General features: G+C 54.5%; 16 protein-coding genes and 1 tRNA gene. 12 read left to right on the forward strand and 5 right to left on the reverse strand.

The window, feature by feature from the left end; genetic code table 11:
• The first annotated feature begins 31 nt into the window (after nucleotides 1–31).
• Together pyrF and galU are read left to right on the forward strand one after the other, a co-directional pair.
• Complete coding sequence (gene pyrF / locus G9Q73_RS15675) at nucleotides 32–748, forward strand: orotidine-5'-phosphate decarboxylase (protein WP_177420608.1); 717 nt, start codon at nucleotides 32–34, stop codon at nucleotides 746–748.
• Nucleotides 749–968: 220 nt separating this feature from the next.
• Complete coding sequence (gene galU, locus G9Q73_RS15680; RefSeq protein ID WP_177420609.1) at nucleotides 969–1,874, forward strand: UTP--glucose-1-phosphate uridylyltransferase GalU; 906 nt, start codon at nucleotides 969–971, stop codon at nucleotides 1,872–1,874.
• Between the two features lie 83 nt (nucleotides 1,875–1,957).
• Here the strand turns inward: galU and G9Q73_RS15685 are convergent.
• Nucleotides 1,958–2,033 (reverse strand) — tRNA-Glu (locus G9Q73_RS15685).
• Between the two features lie 141 nt (nucleotides 2,034–2,174).
• On the opposite strand from G9Q73_RS15685, the gene pcnB reads away from it, so the two are divergent.
• The 6 genes from pcnB to panD all read left to right on the forward strand — a co-directional run bounded on the left by pcnB (nucleotide 2,175) and on the right by panD (nucleotide 6,944).
• Nucleotides 2,175–3,503 carry a polynucleotide adenylyltransferase PcnB gene (gene pcnB, locus G9Q73_RS15690; RefSeq protein WP_439654717.1) on the forward strand — a complete coding sequence of 443 codons (1,329 nt, stop codon included), beginning with the start codon at nucleotides 2,175–2,177 and terminating at the stop codon, nucleotides 3,501–3,503.
• Nucleotides 3,496–3,996 carry a 2-amino-4-hydroxy-6-hydroxymethyldihydropteridine diphosphokinase gene (gene folK, locus G9Q73_RS15695; protein ID WP_177420610.1) on the forward strand — a complete coding sequence of 167 codons (501 nt, stop codon included), beginning with the start codon at nucleotides 3,496–3,498 and terminating at the stop codon, nucleotides 3,994–3,996. The genes pcnB and folK overlap by 8 nt, the downstream gene beginning before the upstream one ends.
• Entirely contained in the window at nucleotides 3,974–4,645 is a 672-nt protein-coding gene (locus tag G9Q73_RS15700; RefSeq protein WP_177420611.1) for a deoxynucleoside kinase, read from the forward strand. Before folK ends, G9Q73_RS15700 begins: the two co-directional genes overlap by 23 nt.
• Before the next feature lie 203 nt (nucleotides 4,646–4,848).
• Nucleotides 4,849–5,649, forward strand: coding sequence for a 3-methyl-2-oxobutanoate hydroxymethyltransferase (panB, locus tag G9Q73_RS15705; RefSeq protein ID WP_177420612.1), 801 nt, complete (start codon nucleotides 4,849–4,851; stop codon nucleotides 5,647–5,649).
• Between the two features lie 4 nt (nucleotides 5,650–5,653).
• Complete coding sequence (panC, locus tag G9Q73_RS15710; protein WP_177420613.1) at nucleotides 5,654–6,517, forward strand: pantoate--beta-alanine ligase; 864 nt, start codon at nucleotides 5,654–5,656, stop codon at nucleotides 6,515–6,517.
• 46 nt (nucleotides 6,518–6,563) lie between these two features.
• Nucleotides 6,564–6,944: an aspartate 1-decarboxylase gene (gene panD / locus G9Q73_RS15715; protein WP_177420614.1), complete on the forward strand. Its 381-nt coding sequence runs from the start codon at nucleotides 6,564–6,566 to the stop codon at nucleotides 6,942–6,944.
• A gap of 57 nt (nucleotides 6,945–7,001) precedes the next feature.
• On the opposite strand, the gene glgA is transcribed toward panD, so the two are convergent.
• Entirely contained in the window at nucleotides 7,002–8,471 is a 1,470-nt protein-coding gene (glgA, locus tag G9Q73_RS15720; RefSeq protein ID WP_246345309.1) for a glycogen synthase GlgA, read from the reverse strand.
• A 221-nt stretch (nucleotides 8,472–8,692) separates the two neighbouring features.
• On the opposite strand from glgA, the gene pgi reads away from it, so the two are divergent.
• The gene (pgi, locus tag G9Q73_RS15725; RefSeq protein WP_177420615.1) at nucleotides 8,693–10,348 is read left to right on the forward strand and encodes a glucose-6-phosphate isomerase; all 1,656 of its coding nucleotides are present in this window, start codon (nucleotides 8,693–8,695) and stop codon (nucleotides 10,346–10,348) included.
• Nucleotides 10,349–10,448: 100 nt separating this feature from the next.
• On the opposite strand, the gene glgB is transcribed toward pgi, so the two are convergent.
• The gene (gene glgB, locus G9Q73_RS15730; protein WP_177420616.1) at nucleotides 10,449–12,632 is read right to left on the reverse strand and encodes a 1,4-alpha-glucan branching protein GlgB; all 2,184 of its coding nucleotides are present in this window, start codon (nucleotides 12,630–12,632) and stop codon (nucleotides 10,449–10,451) included.
• Between the two features lie 126 nt (nucleotides 12,633–12,758).
• Between glgB and glgC the strand changes: the two genes are divergently transcribed.
• Genes glgC through malQ form a run of 3 tightly spaced genes read left to right on the forward strand, consistent with a single transcriptional unit; the run spans nucleotide 12,759 to nucleotide 17,285 of the window.
• Nucleotides 12,759–14,024, forward strand: coding sequence for a glucose-1-phosphate adenylyltransferase (gene glgC, locus G9Q73_RS15735; protein WP_177420617.1), 1,266 nt, complete (start codon nucleotides 12,759–12,761; stop codon nucleotides 14,022–14,024).
• 15 nt (nucleotides 14,025–14,039) lie between these two features.
• Nucleotides 14,040–15,746, forward strand: coding sequence for a glycoside hydrolase family 57 protein (locus tag G9Q73_RS15740; RefSeq protein WP_177420618.1), 1,707 nt, complete (start codon nucleotides 14,040–14,042; stop codon nucleotides 15,744–15,746).
• 42 nt (nucleotides 15,747–15,788) lie between these two features.
• Complete coding sequence (malQ, locus tag G9Q73_RS15745; RefSeq protein ID WP_177420619.1) at nucleotides 15,789–17,285, forward strand: 4-alpha-glucanotransferase; 1,497 nt, start codon at nucleotides 15,789–15,791, stop codon at nucleotides 17,283–17,285.
• 44 nt (nucleotides 17,286–17,329) lie between these two features.
• Here malQ and G9Q73_RS15750 read toward each other — a convergent pair whose 3' ends face one another.
• Nucleotides 17,330–17,581 (reverse strand): hypothetical protein, encoded by a 252-nt coding sequence (locus G9Q73_RS15750; RefSeq protein WP_178941527.1) that lies wholly within the window; start codon nucleotides 17,579–17,581, stop codon nucleotides 17,330–17,332.
• A 98-nt stretch (nucleotides 17,582–17,679) separates the two neighbouring features.
• The gene (locus G9Q73_RS15755; RefSeq protein WP_177420620.1) at nucleotides 17,680–18,768 is read right to left on the reverse strand and encodes a response regulator; all 1,089 of its coding nucleotides are present in this window, start codon (nucleotides 18,766–18,768) and stop codon (nucleotides 17,680–17,682) included.
• Nucleotides 18,769–18,902 lie beyond the last annotated feature (134 nt).

Below are 18,902 nucleotides of genomic sequence, written 5' to 3' on the forward strand. Positions count from 1 at the left end.
TCAACATCAATTTCATGAGGCCGTAGGACAGATGAGTGACAATACTTCTCGGGTTATCGTTGCCCTGGATTTTCCTGGTGAAACGTCTGCACTGGAACTGGTCGAAAAACTTGATCCTTGTATGTGCAGGCTGAAGGTGGGCAAAGAGATGTTCACTCGTTTGGGTCCCTCTTTTGTCGAACAACTGAGTGGTAAGGGATTCGATATCTTTCTCGATCTTAAATTCCATGACATTCCAAATACTGTTGCGGCTGCCTGCAGTGCAGCAGCAGACCTCGGTGTTTGGATGATGAATGTTCATGCGTCAGGGGGGCGTCGCATGATGGAAGCAGCGGCGGAAAGGTTGGCAGTTCGCTCAGAAAGGCCACTCTTGGTGGCCGTGACAATTCTGACGAGTCTGTCAAAAGAGGATATTGCTGAAGTTGGCTATCATGGTGAACCCGCTGAAAATGTCCTGCGCCTGGCGGATCTCTCCCTCTCATCCGGAATGGATGGGGTTGTCTGCTCTCCCCGGGAAGCCTCCGATATCCGAGGCAGGGTTGGGAACGATTTTCTGCTGGTTACGCCCGGTGTGAGACCGTTGGACGCAACGGCTGATGATCAGCGCCGGGTGATGACGCCTGCAGATGCGATCAATGCAGGATCAAGTTATCTTGTCGTTGGGCGCCCGATAACGGCCGCGGCTAATCCGTTGCAGGCACTGCATGCGATAAATAACGAGATTTTGTCTGTCTTGAAAGCCGGATAAATTGTTAGCCAGGTTTTGCTTGAAACCCATTTGGAATCATACTAAGGAGAGCGTTGGATAGCCGACATCCCCAAATGAGGGACGCCGAATATATATCCCTGTAGGCTTGACGGCGGCGTCTATGCCGCCGACACCCTCTTTTGTGTATGTCGCCTATCCTATGAACTATTTAGTATGGCTACTGGAATTGTATTGTTATGACGAGTGACAAGGGAAGAAGATGAATAAAAAAGTTCTGAAGGCTGTCTTTCCGGCCGCCGGCCTGGGTACCCGCTTTCTGCCAGCCACCAAGGCATCTCCCAAGGAGATGTTACCCATTGTTGATAAGCCGTTGATTCAGTATGGCGCCGAGGAGGCTGAGGCAGCTGGCATTGAATCCCTCGTCTTTATCATAGGCCGAGCAAAACGGGCGATCCCTGACCACTTTGACAAGGCGTATGAACTTGAGGTGGAGCTGGAGTCTTCCGGCAAAAAGAAACTGCTGCAGATTGTTCAGAATGTCCTCCCTGAGGAGGTCTCCTGTATCTATCTACGGCAGGCAGAGGCAAAGGGACTCGGCCATGCAGTGCTTTGTGCAAAACCTGTTGTGAAAGATGAGCCTTTTGCGGTAATCCTGGCGGATGACCTGATCAAGGGTGATGATGGCAGGGGCGCCATGGCCCAGATGATTGATGTTTATGACAAGTACCAGTGCAGTGTGATTCTTGTGGAAGAGGTACCGCCCGACGAAACCAATAAATACGGTATTGTTGAAGTAATCGACGATGACGGTGAAACCGCAATCATCAGCTCAATCGTGGAAAAACCCGATCCGAAAGATGCGCCGTCAAACCTGGCTGTGGTCGGACGATATATCCTTACTCCGCGAATTTTCGACATGCTGGAGCAGACAGGCACAGGCCAGGGTGGCGAGATTCAATTGACCGATGCGATTGCTGAACTGTTGAAGTTCGAAAAGGTTCGGGCCTATCGGGTCAAAGGCAAGCGATACGATTGCGGCAGCAAGCTGGGTTACATGGAGGCCACAGTTGAATATGGTCTTGATCACCCGGAACTGGGGGAGGATTTTGCAGCATATCTGCGTGGCTTGGCCTGTACGCCGGGCAGCAAGGCCTCGAAGGAGTAGGGCGTCTCCTCCAATGCTTTGGGGGGGTGGCACACATCAGGAACAAAAAAACCGCATCGGCAACCCGGTGCGGTTTTTAAAGATGGTACTCCCTAGGGGACTCGAACCCCTGTTACCGGCGTGAGAGGCCAGCGTCCTAGACCACTAGACGAAGGGAGCAGTTTGCTCGGAAAGGCGCTATTATACTGACCTCATGGCCAGGCTCAATGGTTTGGTGATATTTTTTTATCTCTTTGTGGTCTGTATTAGTTGAATCGAACGGTAAAGTGGCTTCAGCAGAAGCTGTTCAAGCGAAAAACGGTGTCTGATCAGGCGCCTACGGGACATAACGTCATCTTTGATCCAGTCATTGTTCCCCGCCCGGATCACAATATCTCCCGGGCAAATATCAGCGAAAATGCTGTCAAGGTGCTCTATCGGCTGAGAAATTCCGGTTTTGAGGCCTATCTGGTAGGGGGGGGCGTGCGTGACCTCCTGCTCGGGCGTGAACCCAAAGACTTTGATGTGGCGACTGACGCCCGGCCTGAACAGGTAAAGGAGGTCTTTCGCAATTGTCGCCTCATAGGCCGGCGTTTTCGTCTGGCGCACGTCTTTTTTGGCCGGGAGATCATCGAGGTTGCTACCTTCCGCAGCATGGGGGATGGGAGCGCAGATGATTCGCGCAAGGTCGAGAACGGCATGATCCTGCGGGATAACGTCTATGGCACCATTGAGGAAGATGCCCAGCGGCGTGATTTCACCATCAATGCCCTCTACTACAACATCGGGGATTTCTCGGTTGTGGACTATGCGGATGGCCTGACAGATCTGAATAACGGCGTGCTGAGGCTGCTGGGGGATCCGGAACAGCGTTACCGTGAGGATCCTGTTCGCATGTTGCGGGCGGTTCGTTTTGCCGGCAAGCTGGGATTTAAGATTGACGCTTCCTGCGAATCGCCCCTGAGTTCAATGGTCTCCCTGCTGGATGATGTGCCCGCTGCCCGGTTATTTGAAGAGGTATTGAAGCTGTTCCTGGGTGGTGCTGCCCTGGAGACTTTTGAAAAGCTGCGCCATTACGACATGTTTGGCCACCTTTTTCCCGCGACCGAAGAGGCCTTGAGCCACGAAGATCACGACTTTCCCATTACCTTCGTCAACCGGGGATTGGAAAACACCGACAGCAGGATCAGGGATGGAAAGCCGGTAACCCCGGCCTTCCTTTTCGCCGTGTTGCTGTGGGAACCGGTACGTCTGCGTGCGGCAGCGTATGAGGCGGATGGCATGCCCCCGATACCCGCGCTGCAGGAGGCGGGAAGGGACGTCTTGGCTGAGCAGGCTCAGAGAGTGCTGATTCCGAAGCGTATCAGCTACCCAATGCGGGACATCTGGCAGATGCAGCCGAAATTCCTTAGTCGTGGCGGTAAACGTCCTCAACGCCTCATCACCCACCCAAAATTTCGTGCTGCTTATGACTTTCTGCTGCTGCGTGCCCAGGCTGGAGAGACAGAGATGGAGTTGGCGGAGTGGTGGACAGAGTTCCAGCAAGGAAATCCTCAGGAGCAGGGACAGATGGCCGGACAGGAACGCCGGGGCCATAGTGGTCGCCGTCGTCGCCGCCGACCCAGGAAGGCTAAATCATCGGATGAGTGAAAGTTCACAGATTGTTGCGTACATTGGGCTGGGCAGTAATCTGGGATCACCACGACAGCAGGTGAGGCGTGCGCTGGATGAACTGGGGGATCTGCCGGAGACTCACTGCACTGCCCGCTCCTCACTCTACCGGACTGCGCCCATGGGGCCGCCGGATCAGCCGGACTACATCAATGCAGTCGCCGCTGTGACGACCTCCCTGGGGGCAGAGATGCTACTGGAAGAACTGCAGCGGTTGGAACGGCTGCATCGACGGGTACGGCGCGGCGAACGCTGGGGGCCGCGGACCCTCGATTTGGATCTGCTGCTGTTTGGCGATCAGCAGATCAAAACCACGCATCTGATCGTGCCACATACCGGTTTGGGGGAGCGCGCATTTGTACTCTATCCATTGGCGGAGATCGCACCGCCAGGGCTGGATATCCCACAGTTCGGGCCGCTTTCCGGACTGCTTGAACGGATTTCAGGTGATGGTATCGAAAAGGTCGCCTGAATCATTTTCTCCGCCGGGTTTTTTGGTGGTCGAGGGTCCTGTCGGTGTGGGCAAGACCAGCTTGGTGCGACGTCTGGCTGAGGCCTTTGGCGGCGAAACGCTGCTTGAAGAAGCCGAAGAGAATCCTTTTTTGGGTCGTTTCTACCGGAATCGCAGGCAGTCTGCATTTCCCGCCCAGCTCTTTTTTCTTTTTCAACGCAGTCGTCAATGGAACGAATTGCAGCAGGGTGATATGTTCCGGCAGCGTTTGATTGCCGATTTTATGTTGGAGAAGGATCGCCTCTTCGCCGAAGTCAATCTTGAACACGAGGAGCTGCTGCTCTACCAGCAGGTCTATGAACGGCTGGCCATGGCGGCACCGAAGCCCGATCTGGTGGTCTATCTGCAGGCGCCGGTTGAGACACTGATGCGGCGCATCCGTCAACGGGCGAGACCGGAAGAAGCAAGCATGGAACCCGCCTACCTACAGCGGCTGTGTGACGCCTACACCGATTTTTTTTACCACTATGACCGCTCACCGCTGCTGATCATCAATGCGGCGGAGATCAACCCGGTTGAGAGTGAAGCTGACTTCCAGTTGCTGGTGGAACATATCTGCACAGCTGATTCGGGTAAACGTTACCTCAATCCCGCACCTCTGCTGTTTTGAACGGTTCACAGCGGGGCGTGATAAAATTAAGGCGATTTGGTTTTGCTGAACCGCTATTTTAGCTCTTTGGGTTTGATTTCCAGCGGTTTGCTGTGAAGAGACAGTAGAAAGCGCTGTGTCCCATCTCGATTTGCCCATCTATTGAGTAATCGTGGCGGGTTTGCCGCTCACACAATTTAATTTGTACTATCAACAGGATATTCATGTCTGTCTCCAATATCACCGTCAATTATCTGCTGGAAATGAAACAGGCTGGTCGTAAGATCAGCTGTATCACCAGCTACGATGCCAGTTTTACCCGGTTGATTGAAAACGCTGGTGCTGAGGTTCTGCTGGTGGGGGATTCATTGGGTATGGTGGTGCAGGGGCAGGAGAGTACGCTGCCGGTGACTGTCGACGAGATGGTCTATCACACCCGTAATGTTGCGCGGGTCAGGCAGGGCGCGCTGCTGGTGGCGGATATGCCTTTCATGAGCTACCGCACCCCCGATCAGGCGATGGAGACCGCCGGACGCCTGATGAAAGAAGGCGGAGCACAGATGGTTAAACTGGAAGGTGGCGGTGCGCAGCTGGAGGCTGTGCGTCAGATGACGTCCCGCAGTATTCCTGTGTGCGGCCATCTTGGGTTACTGCCCCAATCTGTGTTTAAGATCGGTGGTTACCGGGTGCAGGGACGTGAAAAGGAGGGTGCGGAGCGGATCATGCAGGATGCCTTCGCTTTGCAGGATGCCGGCGTGCAGATGCTGGTACTCGAGTGCATCCCAGTTGTACTGGCGACAGAGATCGCCAAGGCGGTCGTCATGCCGGTTATCGGGATCGGCGCCGGTGCAGGTTGTGACGGACAGGTCTTGGTGATCTACGACATGTTGGGTATGAATCCCAATCCTCCGCGCTTCGTGAAAGACTTTTTGGTGGGCAGAGAGAGCATCCAGGCAGCTTTGTCGGCCTTTGTCGAGAGCGTCCGACAAGGTGAGTTTCCGGGGCCTGAAGAGAGTTTTTTCTGAAACCATGGAGTCCGTTTCCACTATCGAATCGCTGCGCCGGCAGGTGGCCGCCTGGCGGAGCGGCAATGAACGTATTGCCTTTGTGCCGACGATGGGCAATCTGCATGTCGGCCATCTGGAACTGGTCAGGCGGGCCAGGGAACTGGCTGACCGCTGCGTAGTCAGTATCTTCGTGAATCCGATGCAGTTTGGAGAGGGGGGGGATTTTGCTTCCTATCCCCGTACTCTGGAGGCGGATCGGGAGAAACTTTCAGGCGTGGATGCTGACCTGCTCTTTACGCCTCCCGTGGAGGTGGTCTATCCACCAGGAAAAACTGAGCAGACCCGGGTGGAGGTGCCTGGTCTGTCGGATATCCTCTGCGGCAGCAGTCGTCCTGGCCATTTTGTCGGCGTGGCAACTGTGGTCTGCAAGCTGTTCAATATGGTGCAGCCGGATCTGGCCCTGTTCGGAGAGAAGGATTTCCAACAGCTGATGGTGCTGCGCCGGATGGCAGCTGAGCTCTGCTTTCCTCTGGAGGTCATTGGTGTGCCAACGGTTCGTGAGAAGGACGGCCTGGCGCTCAGTTCACGCAATGGGTATCTGACACCACAGGAGCGGTCACAGGCGCCGGTACTGCATGAAACCTTGAAATTGACCTCCGAAGCCCTAATGTCAGGTGAAAGAGACTATGACTCGCTGGAGTTCAGGGCGCAAAAGCGGCTTGTGGCAGCGGGTTTCCGGCCCGACTATTTTACTGTGCGGAGGGCTGCGGACTTGGGCTTTCCCGAGGCTGGCGAGCGGAATCTGGTGATTTTAGCCGCTGCCTATCTGGGAAAAGCGAGGCTAATCGATAACATGACGGCTTTCTTGCCATTGATGGAAGCATGAAGATCGCGGATAATGTGCGGCTTTCGTGTGATGGAGTCTGCTTTTCATGCAGTTGACGGTTCTTAAATGCAAATTACATCGGGCCTGTGTAACCCACTCAGAGTTGGATTATGAGGGTTCCTGCGCCATTGACAGTGAGTTGCTGGAACTTGCCGGGATACATGAGTACGAGCAGATCCAGATCTACAACGTCGCCAACGGCGAACGTTTTACCACCTATGCCATTCGGGCGGAGGCTGGCTCGCGAGTGATCTCCGTGAATGGTGCGGCGGCACACAAGGCAGAACCCGGTGATAGGGTGATCATCTGCGCCTACTCAGGCATTGATGAGGCCGAAATAGCTGACTTCAAGCCGACTCTGGTCTATCTGAACGAGCAGAATAGGGTGGAAAGAACTGGAGACTCCATACCTGTTCAGGCGGCCTGATTCAGCGGTTCCCGAAGAAAAAGCCCCGGCCATCAGGCCGGGGCTTTTTTTTGAATGCTAAACAGATGGGGTGAAAGGCGAGGTAATCGCATCCTGGTAGAGATCCAGGTAGTGCTTCGCACTGGTCTCCCAACTCAGATCCTGACGCATTCCCGTAGTGGCGAGTATGCACCACTCTACCTCCGGGCGGTGGTAGAAGTCGATGGCTCTCTCCACAGCCTCCCATAGCCCGGCCCCATCGGCATTATCGAACAGGAACCCAGTGGCGGATCCGTCTGCGAGAGTGTGCGGGTTGACATCGACCACAGTGTCGGCCAGCCCGCCGGTACGGCGGACGATGGGTATAGTGCCGTAGCGTAGACTGTAGATCTGGTTGAGGCCGCAGGGTTCAAAACGCGAAGGCATCAGGAAACAGTCGCAGCCAGCCTCGATCCGATGAGCCAGCCCCTCGTCATAGCCAATATATACACCGACTCTGCTGTGATACTTGCTGCTGATTTTCTTTAGCGCCTGTTCCAACTCAGGGTTACCTGAGCCCAACAGCACCACTTGTGCACCTGAATCCATGATGCCGGGCAGGATCTGTAGAATCAGGTCGACCCCTTTCTGCTCGACCAATCGGCCAATATAGCCAAAGAGCTGGATATGCTCGTCCTCTGGCAGGCCGAACTCCCGCTGTAGCGCCAGTTTGTTTTCAGCCTTTTTTTCGAAACTGTCTGCGGTAAAAGGGGCAACCGTATTGGGGTCGCTTGCAGGATCCCATTCATGGTAGTCGATGCCATTCAAAATACCGCTGAAATTGTGACTGCGATGTAACAACAGCCCCTCCAGTCCGTAGCCAAATGCCGGGGTCTGTACCTCCTCGGCATAGGTGGGGCTGACGGTGGTGATGCGGTCAGCAAAGGCGATGCCGCCTTTGATGAAAGAGAGTTGACTGTGAAATTCCAGCCCTTCCGGAGACCAGAGCTCCGCAGGCAGATGCAGCTGGTCGAAGGTTTCAAGGTCGAACAGTCCTTGATAGGCGAGGTTATGAATGGTGAAAACCGTAGCCGGGCGATCGGTATGGCGCGATAGCAGAGCAGGTACCAGACCCGTTTGCCAGTCGTTGGCGTGTACCAGGTCTGGCTTCCAGTCGAGCCCGGCGTTATCGAGGCCAATCTCGACGATTGTCTTGCAGAAGAGCCCGAAGCGGTTCGCATTATCTTCCCAGTTATAACCTTCGGGTGTGAGATAGGGGTTACCCTCACGGTCGAAGAAAAACGGTGCATCGACCAGATAGAGAGGAACGCCGTGTGGACCACTGAACCCGCTGAGCAGGCGGACCCTGCCCAGATACCCCGGAATGTCGAGTTCTGCCACCTGCTGCAGGTCATCGGCGTGTTCCACCGCCTGTGGGTAGGCAGGCAACACAAGCCGGCAATCGTGTCCAAATGTTCGCAACGCCGCAGGCAGACTACCGGCGACGTCCGCCAAGCCCCCGGTTTTGATCAACGGAGTGGCTTCACTGGAGGCAAAAAGGATGTTCAATGGCAGATTCCCAGCTAAGTCGATGAGTGTGAATGTCGATATTGTCCAGAGACTTGTTTAAAGCTATCCCCGATTCTAAAGTAAATAGTGGCATAGAGCATAGATTTATTGGAAATAATTGACCTCATTGTCTTGAACCTCAACGCGCTTCTTCTTAACATCTGTTATCAAGGAAGAGAGCGGGTGAGTCTTGTTCTCAGAAACCTATAGAAGTTCCGATCATGACCGAGATAAATCACACCGATGAGTGGTTAACCCTGCAGGCGCACTGGGAAGAGATGGCACCTGTTCGCATGCGAGATCTCTTTCATGATCACCCGGAGCGATCAGAACAGATGTCGCTACGAACTTGTGGCATCTTGCTTGACTACTCGAAGAACCGGATCACGCCAGCCACCATGAATCTGTTGCTCAAACTGGCGGAGTCGGTCGATCTGGATGGCTGGCGCCGAAGGATGTTTTCCGGAGACAGGCTGAATATCACCGAGGATCGTGCCGTACTGCATGTGGCTCTGCGTAATCGCAGCAACCGCCCAATATGGGCGGATGGCGAAGATGTGATGCCGGAGGTCAACGCGGTACTGGACAAGATGGCGCAGTTCTCCGAATCGGTGCGCTCCGGCGAGTGGAAAGGGTATACCGGCAAGCAGATAACCGATGTGGTCAATATTGGTATCGGTGGTTCCAATCTGGGGCCAAAGATGGTTTGCGAGGCGCTGAAACACTACCAGCGCTCCGATCTGCGGGTGCATTTCGTCTCTAACGTAGATGGCACCCATATCGTCGAGGCGACCAAACATATCGACCCGGAGAGCACTCTCTTTATTGTCGCCTCCAAGACCTTTACCACTCAGGAGACACTCAGTAACGCCACCACAGCGCGCAGCTGGTTGCTTGAGACGCTGAAAGATGAAGCGGCGGTGGCTCGCCACTTTGTTGCTATCTCCACTAATGAAGAGAAGGTGGCTGAGTTCGGTATCGATACCGACAATATGTTCGAATTCTGGGATTGGGTTGGTGGACGTTACTCACTCTGGTCTGCCATCGGTCTGCCGATCGCCCTTGCCATTGGTATGGAGGGGTTCAATGAACTCCTGGATGGTGCGCATGAGATGGATGAGCATTTTCTGCATGCGGATCTCTCTGAAAACATGCCGGTAATCTTGGCGTTGCTCGGTATCTGGTATGCCAACTTCGCCAAAGCGAAGACCTGCGCCATCCTGCCGTATGACGAGTATCTGCGCCTGCTGCCCGATTATCTGCAGCAGGCGGACATGGAGAGTAACGGCAAGCGGGTGACGCGTTTCGGCAGACCCGTCACCTACAGCACCGGACCTGTGGTTTGGGGGACTGCAGGAACCGATGGCCAGCACGCCTTCTATCAGTTGATTCACCAGGGCACCCAGATGGTTCCCTGCGATTTCATCGCGCCGATCAACAGCCATAATGAGGCTGGAGAGCATCACGAGATGTTGCTGGCCAATTTTTTTGCCCAGACCGAAGCGTTGATGAAGGGGAAGACCCGCACCGAGGCCCGTGAGGAGATGGAGGCAGCCGGAATGAGTGCTGAGCAGATTGTCGAGCTTCTGCCCCACAAGATTTTTCCCGGCAACCGTCCCACCAACACGCTACTGCTGGACAGGATTACCCCGTCGCGTCTTGGTTCACTGATCGCGCTTTACGAACACAAGATCTTCGTGCAGGGGGTGGTCTGGCGGGTGAACTCCTTCGACCAGTGGGGTGTGGAGTTGGGCAAGCAACTGGCGAACGTGATTCTGCCTGAGTTGATGGATGAGGAAGTGAATGCGGTACACGACAGTTCCACCCGCGGTTTGATCGACTACTTTCGGCGGCACCGGATGCGCAACCGCAAATAGCGACTTGGCCGTAGGCCGGTTCAAGCGCAGCGGAACCGGCAACCCCATGGGCATATCATTACAATTTGCCCGATCCGCTACGCTTGATCGGGCCTACACCCTATACTTCCAGCCGCAATACCACCGCACCCAGCGGAGGCAGCGTCAGCGAGGCGGAGTAGTCCCTTCCCATCCAGCTCACTTCTTCAGCGCTGATGACTCCGCCATTCCCCACATTGCTGCCGCCGTAGAACGCTGAATCGGAATTCAATACCTCGCGGTAGTTACCCGCGCGGCTGAGACCGATGCGGTAGTTTTCCCGGGGAATCGGGGTGAAGTTGAGTATGATGACTGCGACGTTGCCGTCGGGGCTTTTGCGCAGATAACTCAATACTGACTGCGAACTGTCATTACAGTCGATCCATTCGAACCCCCCCTCTTCAAACTCCACCTGATGCAGAGAGGTTTGTTCCTGGTAGAGATGGTTCAGATCGGAAATGAGGGTCTTTACCCCGTTGTGAAACGGATGATCAAGCAGGAACCAGTCCAGCGCCTCGTCGTCGTTCCACTCCCGTGCCTGAGCGAATTCGCTACCCATGAAGAGTAGCTTCTTGCCGGGATAGGTGAACATGTAAGTGTAGAGCAGTCGCAAGGCGGCGAATTTCTGCCACTCGTCCCCTGGCATCTTGTTGATCATTGAGCCTTTGCCATGCACAACCTCGTCGTGGGAGAAGGGCAGGACGAAGTTCTCGGTAAAAGCATAGAGTAGACCGAAGGTCAGCAGGTCGTGATGGTAGTGACGGTAGACCGGATCTTTCGATAAATAGGAGAGCGTGTCGTGCATCCAGCCCATGTTCCACTTCATGCTAAAACCCAGGCCTCCCAACCAGGTGGGGCGCGAAACCTGGGGCCAGGCGGTTGACTCCTCGGCGATCATCAGAGTGCCGGGGTGGAGTTCGTGGGTGGTGCTGTTGAGTTCCCGCATGAAGTCGACGGCTTCAAGATTTTCTCTTCCGCCATACTCGTTGGGGAGCCAGTCGCCGGGTTCCCGCGAGTAGTCGAGGTAGAGCATAGAGGCGACGGCGTCGACCCGCAAGCCATCGAGGTGGAACTCTTCCATCCAGTAGATTGCACTGGATATCAAGAAGTTACGCACCTCATTTCGACCAAAATTGAAGATTAGAGTGCCCCAGTCCCGGTGCTCACCCCGACGGGGATCCTCATGTTCGTAGAGCGCTGAGCCGTCGAATTGCGCCAGCGCATGCCGGTCGCGGGGAAAGTGGGCGGGCACCCAGTCCAGGATCACACCAATACTGTTTTTGTGCAGATGATCGATGAAATAGCGGAAATCGTCCGGTGTGCCGAAACGGCTGGTCGGGGCGAAGTAGCCGGTCGTCTGATAGCCCCAGGAACCGTCGAAAGGGTGTTCGGTAATCGGCAGCAGTTCCACATGGGTGAAACCAGTCTCTTTGATATGGTCGCAGAGCCGATGGGCCAGTTTCCGGTAGTTAAGGAATCCACCATCGATGTCTTTCTGCCAGGAGCCGAGGTGCACTTCATAGACTGACATGGGTGACTGTTGCCAGTTGCGTTTTTCACGCGCTTCAATCCAGTCTTCATCTTCCCACTGATACTCTGAGTCCGCCATGACCACGGCGGCGGTCTCGGGGCGCATCTGGAAGTGGTTGCCGTAGGGGTCGGTGCGCAGCGAGATGTCGCCATCCTGGGCGCGAACCTCGAATTTATAGAAGGCCCCGGTAGCCAACCCGGGAATAAACAGCTCCCAGATACCGGAACCGCCACGCGCGCGCATCGGATATACGCGTCCATCCCACTGGTTGAAGTCACCGACGATGGAGATGCGTTCGGCATTGGGCGCCCAAACGGCGAACAGGATGCCGGGAATCTCATCGGCCTCATGGGGATGGGCGCCGAGAAAACGATAGGCGTGGCGATGCCGCCCCTCGCCGAAAAGGTGGACATCGAAATCCTGTAACTGAGGTGTGAAACAGTAGGGGTCGTAGTGTTGCTGTTCGACGCCGTACTCATCCGCCCAAATGACTTCAATGCGCTCCGGTAAGTCTGCTGTATTGAAGCGGCCCTCGAAAAGATCAGTACCCTCGATACGTTGCAATTCTGTTTCAGCGTCGCCTAGCCGGACGCGGCGAGCCCGTGGCTGAAATACTCTGAAGACTGTGGAATCCCCCTCGACATGCCTACCGAGGACTTCAAATGGATCGTGGTGCCTGGCTTCCAGGATTCGCTGCAGAGGTTCGGAGATATTCTGGGCGTGAGACTGTTTCATCAACTTCATTCCGGACAGTAACGGCTACGCGTCGAGGGAACATGATGGTACCATAAGGCAGCGTCGATGCGGGGCTTTATCGGTCGCTGTTGTTGTTATCTGCTGAAGGTCACGGAGGGTAGTTTTATGTCCGACCAAAATCCACGTTTTGTCAGTCGCCTGACGAGGAACACACTGGCACTCATTTTGGCGGGAGGACGGGGTTCACGCCTGAAAAATCTGACCCAATGGCGCTCCAAGCCTTCGGTTCCTTTCGGGGGGAAGTTTCGGATTGTGGATTTTCCACTGTCAAATTGTATTAATTCCGGTATTCGCCGCATTGGTGTACTGACTCAGTACAAGGCTCACTCCCTGATTCTGCACATCCAACGCGGTTGGGGATTTCTGCGGGGCGAGTTTGGCGAGTTCGTGGAGCTGCTCCCGGCTCAGCAGCGCATCGAAAGCAGTTGGTATGAGGGGACTGCTGACGCGGTCTACCAGAATCTGGATATTTTGCGCAGTCACGCACCGGAGTATGTGTTGATCCTGGCAGGCGATCACATCTACAAGATGGATTACGGCACCATGGTGGCGGAACACGTTGAGACAGGCGCTGACATGACGGTGGGTTGTATCGAGGTGGATCTGGAAACGGCAAAAGAGTTCGGCGTAATGAGCGTCGACGAGGAGTACCGCATCCTCGAGTTCGCTGAGAAGCCGGACAATCCCCAGCACATGCCGGGGCGGGACGATGTGGCTTTGGCCTCCATGGGTATCTATGTCTTCAACACCAAGTTCCTCTTTGAGCAACTGATAAAGGATGCGGATACACCGGATTCTTCCCATGACTTCGGTAAGGACATTATCCCGAGAGTCATCGAAAAGTACCGTATCATGGCCTACCAGTTCAAGGATGTGGAGAGCGGGAAACAGGCCTATTGGCGCGACGTGGGCACCATCGATGCGTTCTGGTCAGCCAATCTGGAACTGATCGGCGTGACCCCGCCGCTGAACCTGTATGACCGGAGCTGGCCCATCTGGACCTATCAGGAGCAACTGCCGCCGGCAAAATTTGTTTTTGATGATGAAGAGCGGCGTGGCATGGCCGTGGATTCGATGGTCTCGGGCGGCTGCGTTATCTCCGGGGCGATCGTGAGAAACTCCCTGCTGTTTTCCAACGTCAGGGTCAACTCCTACACTTCAGTGGAGGATTCGGTGGTGCTGCCTGATGTCAATATTGGGCGCAACTGCAGTATTCGTAAAGCAGTCATCGATCGGGGTTGTGAGATTCCCGAGGGCACTATCATTGGCGAAGATGCCGTCGCTGATGCGGAACGTTTCCTGGTATCTGATGGTGGTGTGGTATTGGTAACGCCGGAGATGCTGGGGCAGAGCATTCATCACGTACGATAACGAGAAAAATCAATCATGAGTGAGAGTAAGAACCGGTTGAAGGTGGTCTTCTGCTGGCATATGCATCAGCCCTACTACAAGGGACCGGAGCATAGTGACTACCATCTTCCCTGGGTCTATCTGCACGGCATCAAAGACTATGCGGATATGGCGGCCCACCTGGAGCACAATCCAAAGTCGAAGGCGGTGGTGAATTTTGCCCCGGTTCTGCTGGAGCAGATCGACGACTATGCGGGTCAGATCAAAGCCTGGCTGGAGTTCGGAACACTGATCCGCGACCCACTGCTGGCGGCGCTTGCTGGGCCGGGACTTCCGGTGGACCAAGATTCCCGCAAGGAGCTGGTTTCAGCCTGCCTGCGTGCCAATGAACGTCGCTTGATCCAGCGTTTCAAGCACTATTCCCGGCTGGCTGATCTTGCCTCCAAAGTGTTGGAGGAGGATACGCTCATACCCTATCTGAACGATCACTTCATGGTGGATCTTCTTGTCTGGTATCACCTGGCCTGGGTGGGTGAGTGCGTACGACTCAACGATATTCGCATTCGTTCATTGCAGAGTAAGGGGTACGGTTATGATATCAGTGACCGGCGTCGCTTGGTGGAGTTGATCGGTGAAGAGTTGACCCGGGTAACAGAGCGTTATCGCAAACTGGCTGAAAATGGGCAGGTGGAACTCTCCGTCACCCCCTATGCTCACCCGATCGTGCCTTTGTTGATCGATATTGAGTCAACCAAAGAGGCGATGCCCTATGCGGAAATGCCCGAGCTGAAAAGCTATCCGGGCGGGGAAGCGAGGGCGCGCTGGCATGTACGTAAAGGCGTTGAAGTGTTTAAGAAGCACTTTGGCTTCTCGCCTGCCGGATGTTGGCCGTCGGAGGGTGCGGTGAGTGAAGTAACGCTCAAACTGCTGGAAGAGGAGGGGTTTCTCTGGGCCGCGACCGGTCAGCAAGTATTGCATAACAGCCTCTCTGTCAGCAGTGAAGGTGATCATATGCCCGAAAACTGGGTCCATACTCCCTACCGGGTTCGGGAAGGCGGTCTGAACATGTTTTTCCGGGATGACGGACTCTCTGATCTGATCGGTTTTACCTATGGTGACTGGCACGCCGATGACGCAGTTGGAGATCTGATCAACCATTTGGAGAATATCGCCAACGCCTGCGGGGATAATCCCAATGCGGTGGTCTCCATCATCATGGACGGGGAAAATGCCTGGGAGTATTACCCCCATAATGGCAGTTACTTTCTGAACGCCATGTATGACCGGCTGTCGAACCATCCACGTTTCGAGCTAACCACATTTTCCGAGTCTCTTGCGCAGCAGACAAAGCCCTCTCCAAGGCTTCCAAAACTGGTTGCCGGAAGTTGGGTCTATGGCACCTTTTCGACCTGGATCGGCGATCATGACAAGAACCGGGCCTGGGACATGTTGGGGGATGCAAAAATAGCCTATGATCAGACAGTTGCTGATGGTGACTTTTCTGCGCAGCAGATGGAGGAACTTGAGCGGCAACTGGCTATCTGTGAAGGGTCTGACTGGTTCTGGTGGTTTGGTGACTACAACCCCAGTGGCACTGTGAGTGATTTCGAGAGTCTCTTTCGTCGCCAACTTTCCCACCTCTATGAGCTATTGGGCATCAATGAACCCGCCTATCTTGGAGAGGTGTTTACCAAGGGCAGCGGTGATCCTGCGCTTGGCGGCGTGATGAAAAAAAACGACTGATCCCATTTCAAATTCCGGCAGTCGCCTAAAAGGATAAGTAGTATGGATTATAGCCAGACCGATGGCGGCGAAAGCCTGTCCGGGGTATTGGGTCGCCGTCGGGCCGGGATATTGTTGCACATTAGTTCACTGCCAGGCCCCGGAAAGGTTGGGAATCTTGGCAGTCATGCCTATCGATTTGTTGACTTTCTCCATGCGGCAGGGATGACAGTTTGGCAGATACTGCCGGTAGGTCCGACCCAGGCTGACGGTTCACCCTATCAGAGCAGTTCTGTTCATGCAGGCAATCCTCGTTTTATCAGCCTTGAACTCGTGATAGAGGAGGGTTGGCTGGATGAGTTGCCACTGGAAGAAAATAGCTTCTCCGACGATGGACGCGCCTTCGCTCTCAGCCTCGCCTGGGAGGGGTTCAAGGATAGGGCTTCTGATGAAGACAGAGCCGAACTCGATCGTTTCTGTGGCGAGCAGGGCCATTGGCTGGACGACTACTGTCTGTTCCAGGCACTCCATTCGGAACAAGGTGGATGTTGGTGGGAATGGCTGGCACCTCTGCGGGACCGAAATCCACAGGCTTTGGCTGAAGCCAGAGCCCGCCTGTGCGACCAGATTCAAACTACCCGTTTCGAACAGTTTCTCTTTTTCCGTCAGTGGTTTCGCCTGAAGTCCTACGCCAACGAACGCGGCATCCTTCTGTTCGGTGATGTGCCGATCTTCGTCGCTCATGACAGTGCGGAAGTCTGGTCTCATCGCGCGATGTTTGATCTGTTGGAGAACGGGCAGCCCCGGGTGGTAGCAGGCGTACCGCCGGACTATTTCTCCGAAACCGGACAGCGTTGGGGCAACCCGCTCTATCTGTGGGAACAGATGGAAGAGGATGGTTTTTCGTTCTGGATAGAACGCATGGAGACCCAATCGGCGCTTTGCGATCTGATCCGTATTGACCATTTTCGTGGTTTTGAGGCCTATTGGGAGATCCCGGCAACGGAGGAGACGGCAATCAACGGCAGATGGGTTCCCGCCCCCGGTGAAAAGCTGTTCAAGAAATTATATGAGGCGCTGCCGCACCTGCAGTTGGTGGCAGAAGATCTGGGGATCATCACACCAGAGGTAGATGCATTGAGAAAAAGTCACGGCTTGCCAGGTATGAAGATTCTGCAGTTTGCCTTCTCCGGGGGGGCAGACAACCCGTACCTCCCGTTCAGACACACAAGGGATTCAGTGGTCTATACCGGCACCCACGACAATGATACCAGCCTTGGCTGGTATAACAGTCTGGATGATGCTGAAAGGGAGCAGGTAGACAATTATCTGGGACGATCACGGGAGATCATGCCCTGGCCGCTGATTCGATGTGCTTTGTCATCCTGCGCCAATATGGCGATTTTACCGATGCAGGATGTATTGAGCCTGGGACGGGATCATCGCATGAATACTCCAGGGACCACCGAGGGAAACTGGCAGTGGCGATTTAGATGGGATCAGGTGGAAGAGGATCTTTCCGGACGGCTGCGGCATCGGGTTATGCAGTATGGTCGCTAGAAGGCGGTCGGGTTTATCTAAATAATGGGCGAAAAAAAACCGCTTCAGAAAAGCCTGAAGCGGTATATACCAAAGGAGGATGGAGGAGATAAGCCTGGATGGGTGGGGCTTGCTGCCTGAATCCACCCCGCCTGACTTGGTGATATTTGACCATATGCAGAGTTGTCGGCGCATTGAGAAATCGCAACAATCAGGAAATGTTTCGTAATTGCTTGTTTTAAAAGATGATTACTGTCGCTGCGCGCCAGGGAGAGCGAAGCGAAGGTTCCAAAAGCAAGGAAAAGTAAGTAGCGCAACTACGTCAGCTGGGACCGCATGGAGCGGTGACGGCTGGTCCCGGAAAGGGTTGATGATATTTCGTCAGCCCTTTTTTTGTGTCATCTCTAGAGGGAGACTAGTTGGCAAATTTCCTGGCGATTGAATGGAACGCATCGTTGATACGCTCGAAGGCATCCACGACTTCCGGGTCAAAATGGAAGCCGCGGCCTTTGCGGATGATATCGCTGGATTTTTCGTGAGAAAAAGCGGGTTTATATACCCTTTTTGAGATCAGGGCATCATAGACGTCAGCGACCGCCATCAGGCGTCCGGAAAAGGGAATTTCCTCTCCGGAGAGACCGTTCGGATAACCGCTACCATCCCACTTTTCATGGTGGCCGTAGGCGATTTCACGGGCAATCTGGAGGAAGGATGAGTCGGGATTTCCCTGTAGTTTTTCTGCCTCGATGATGGCGTCTCTTCCATAAATGGTGTGGTTCTTCATCTCTTCGAACTCCTCCTCAGTCAGCTTCCCCGGTTTCAGAAGGATGCTGTCGCGGATGCCTACTTTGCCGATATCGTGCAGTGGAGCCGATTTGTAGAGCTGCTCGATATAGTCATTCGTCAGGAGAGGGGCAAAGTTGGGTTGTTTTTTCAACTCTTCGGCCAATGCCTTGACATAGTGTTGAGTGCGTCGAATATGGTTACCTGTCTCATTGTCACGGGTCTCCGCCAGGGTCGCCATGGCAAGAATGGTGGTGTCTTTGGCCATTGCGAGTTCTTTGGTCCTGGCCTTGACCCGCTCTTCCAGAATCTGGTTTTGGTTCGCCAATGCCTCCCTTGCCTGTTTCAGTGTGAGGTGTGTCTTTACCCTTGCAAGGACGATCGCAGTGGATATAGGTTTGGTAATGTAATCGACGGCGCCCAGTGCCAGTCCCCGTGTCTGATCACTCTCTTCACCCATTGCGGTGATAAAGATCACCGGTATCTCACGGGTCGTCTCATCAGCCTTGAGCCGTTGACAGACTTCATAGCCATCCATTCCGGGCATCATGATGTCCAACAGGACCAGGTCGGGCATAGGCTGGCTTTTCACCCGTTCCAGCGCTTCCAGTCCGTTTCTGGCTGCAGTCAGTCGATAGTCCTTTTTAAGCAGGTGCATGAGCACCGTAATGTTTGCAGGTTCATCGTCGACCAGCAGTAGAGTGGGTTTAGTATCCGGCATTTATCTGTTCTCAAACAACGGGTGGTTTCTGAATCGTTGGTTATTGCTTGCCGGATCCGCTACGCTTGATCCGGCCTACAAGAATCTGCAGGCGCGAAGGGTGAATGAGGGGATCAAGTGTAGCGGATCCGCTA

This window comes from endosymbiont of Lamellibrachia barhami, assembly GCF_011947365.2.
Lineage (GTDB): Bacteria > Pseudomonadota > Gammaproteobacteria > Chromatiales > Chromatiaceae > QGON01.

What these genes read in the sequence shown, in the direction of transcription:
- pgi (WP_177420615.1), top strand. Translation starts at nt 8,693, where the DNA reads ATGACCGAGATAAATCACACCGATGAGTGGTTAACCCTGCAGGCGCAC.
- panB (WP_177420612.1), top strand. Translation starts at nt 4,849, where the DNA reads ATGTCTGTCTCCAATATCACCGTCAATTATCTGCTGGAAATGAAACAG.
- malQ (WP_177420619.1), top strand. Translation starts at nt 15,789, where the DNA reads ATGGATTATAGCCAGACCGATGGCGGCGAAAGCCTGTCCGGGGTATTG.
- panC (WP_177420613.1), top strand. Translation starts at nt 5,654, where the DNA reads ATGGAGTCCGTTTCCACTATCGAATCGCTGCGCCGGCAGGTGGCCGCC.
- galU (WP_177420609.1), top strand. Translation starts at nt 969, where the DNA reads ATGAATAAAAAAGTTCTGAAGGCTGTCTTTCCGGCCGCCGGCCTGGGT.
- pyrF (WP_177420608.1), top strand. Translation starts at nt 32, where the DNA reads ATGAGTGACAATACTTCTCGGGTTATCGTTGCCCTGGATTTTCCTGGT.
- folK (WP_177420610.1), top strand. Translation starts at nt 3,496, where the DNA reads ATGAGTGAAAGTTCACAGATTGTTGCGTACATTGGGCTGGGCAGTAAT.
- G9Q73_RS15700 (WP_177420611.1), top strand. Translation starts at nt 3,974, where the DNA reads ATGGTATCGAAAAGGTCGCCTGAATCATTTTCTCCGCCGGGTTTTTTG.
- glgC (WP_177420617.1), top strand. Translation starts at nt 12,759, where the DNA reads ATGTCCGACCAAAATCCACGTTTTGTCAGTCGCCTGACGAGGAACACA.
- panD (WP_177420614.1), top strand. Translation starts at nt 6,564, where the DNA reads ATGCAGTTGACGGTTCTTAAATGCAAATTACATCGGGCCTGTGTAACC.
- G9Q73_RS15755 (WP_177420620.1), bottom strand. Translation starts at nt 18,768, where the DNA reads ATGCCGGATACTAAACCCACTCTACTGCTGGTCGACGATGAACCTGCA.
- glgB (WP_177420616.1), bottom strand. Translation starts at nt 12,632, where the DNA reads ATGAAACAGTCTCACGCCCAGAATATCTCCGAACCTCTGCAGCGAATC.
- G9Q73_RS15740 (WP_177420618.1), top strand. Translation starts at nt 14,040, where the DNA reads ATGAGTGAGAGTAAGAACCGGTTGAAGGTGGTCTTCTGCTGGCATATG.